This is a genomic window from Caballeronia sp. (genome assembly GCF_049581465.1).
GTDB lineage: Bacteria > Pseudomonadota > Gammaproteobacteria > Burkholderiales > Burkholderiaceae > Caballeronia.
The window spans coordinates 1-1,882 of the sequence record NZ_JBAUSA010000035.1 but is presented as its reverse complement, the minus strand read 5'-3'; the positions used below and the strand labels follow the sequence as shown (position 1 = coordinate 1,882).

Genomic DNA, 1,882 nt, shown 5'->3' with positions numbered 1-1,882 from the left:
TCTCGTTACTACAATAGAAGGGCAACGACTGTTGCCGAGGAGCGGTTCATGTTCAAGCACATCCTGGTTCCGACGGACGGGTCGGCGTTATCGCAGAAAGCCATCGACGGCGCGATCGATCTCGCCCGGTCGGTTGGGGCGAGGATTACTGCTTACGCGTGTTTGCCGTTGTATCCGTATTCACCGTTCGCCGATGTCGCGGTGGAGCCGCCTCAGGATTTTCATGCGCGCGCCGAGCGGGAGGCCCGGGAGCATCTTGGGGCCGTTGAGGTTGCCGCTCGGGCCGTGGGTGTAACTTGCAATTCTGCTACTAGCGTTGAGTCTGCGCCTTATATCGGGATTATTGAAATCGCCGAACGCGACGGGTGTGACGTGATTTTCATGGCTTCACATGGGAGGAGGGGGTTAGGAAGCCTCCTCATTGGAAGTGAAACCCAGCGCGTTTTAACGCATACCAAGATTCCGGTGATTGTTTATCGGTGAGTGGGGTGCGGGAGCTGGGCTCGCTTCCAAGAGACTCCGAAACGCAGCGACATCAAGACCGATACGCCGTTAAAAATGAAGACTCGCGCATAGGCAAAGCCAGGAAACATGACTTTGACCTATGCGCGAGCGAACCACAAAGCCTAAAGCCGCGCGCAAGAAGCAACCCTCCGGCCGTCTTCGAGCGTAGGCCCTTGCTTAGGCTACCTTCGCCTCGAAGAACTGCTCATCTTCCGTGGACCCGTGCAGGGCAGTCGTAGATGCATCTTTCTCCACCGCCTGCGTAACCGCATCGAAATATCCGGTTCCCACTTCCCGCTGATGCTTCACGGCGGTAAATCCCTTGTCCGCGGCGGCAAACTCAGCTTGCTGCATTTCCACGAAAGCACTCATCTGCGTGCGTGCATAACCGTGCGCAAGATTGAACATCGAATAATTCAGTGCGTGGAAACCGGCCAGCGTGATGAACTGGAACTTGTAACCCATCGCGCCAAGCTCTTTTTGGAACTTCGCGATGGTCGCATCGTCCAGATTCTTCTTCCAGTTAAACGAAGGCGAACAGTTATAGGAGAGCAACTTGCCGGGAAACTGGCGGTGAATCGCCTCAGCAAACTTCTTCGCGTACTCGAGATCCGGCTTGCCGGTCTCGCACCAGATCAAATCAGCATACGGCGCATAAGCCAAGCCACGTGAAACGGCCTGATCCAGACCTGGTTTCGTGCGGAAGAATCCTTCTACCGTGCGCTCGCCGGTGAGGAACGGCTTGTCGTTATCGTCGACATCCGATGTCACCAGATCCGCCGCTTCCGCATCCGTGCGGGCGATGAGAATCGTCGGCGTGCCCGATACATCGGCCGCAAGACGCGCAGCGGTCAACTTCGCGATGTTCTCGCGCGTCGGCACGAGCACCTTGCCACCCATATGGCCGCATTTCTTCACCGACGCCAGTTGATCCTCGAAGTGAACGCCCGCTGCGCCGGCTTCGATCATCGCCTTCATCAGTTCGAACGCATTCAGCACGCCGCCAAAACCCGCTTCGGCGTCGGCCACGATCGGCGCAAAGAAGTCGAGATAGCCTTCATCGCCAGGATTCTTGCCTTCCGACCACTGAATCTGGTCAGCCCGCGTGAGCGTGTTGTTGATGCGCTTCACCACCAGCGGCACCGAATTCGCCGGATACAGCGACTGGTCGGGATACATCTCGCCCGCCACGTTCGCGTCGCCAGCGACTTGCCAGCCCGACAGGTAGATTGCCTTCAATCCGGCTTTGACTTGCTGCATTGCCTGGTTGCCGGTCAGCGCGCCGAGCGCATTCACAAACGGCTCTTCATGAATCGATTCCCACAGCCTTTGCGCGCCGCGTTTGGCCAGCGTGTGCTCGACCGGCACCGACCCGCGC

General features: G+C 58.0%; 2 protein-coding genes. One reads left to right on the top strand and one right to left on the bottom strand.

Annotated features, from left to right (window positions below; translation table 11 throughout):
* The first annotated feature begins 48 nt into the window (after positions 1-48).
* A complete protein-coding gene (locus WCA53_RS00775) occupies positions 49-483 on the top strand; it encodes a universal stress protein (protein ID WP_423904285.1) in 435 nt (144 codons plus the stop codon).
* 198 nt (positions 484-681) lie between these two features.
* Here WCA53_RS00775 and aceA read toward each other — a convergent pair.
* On the bottom strand, positions 682-1,882 hold a 1,201-nt coding region (gene aceA / locus WCA53_RS00770; protein ID WP_423904280.1), incomplete at its 5' end, for an isocitrate lyase.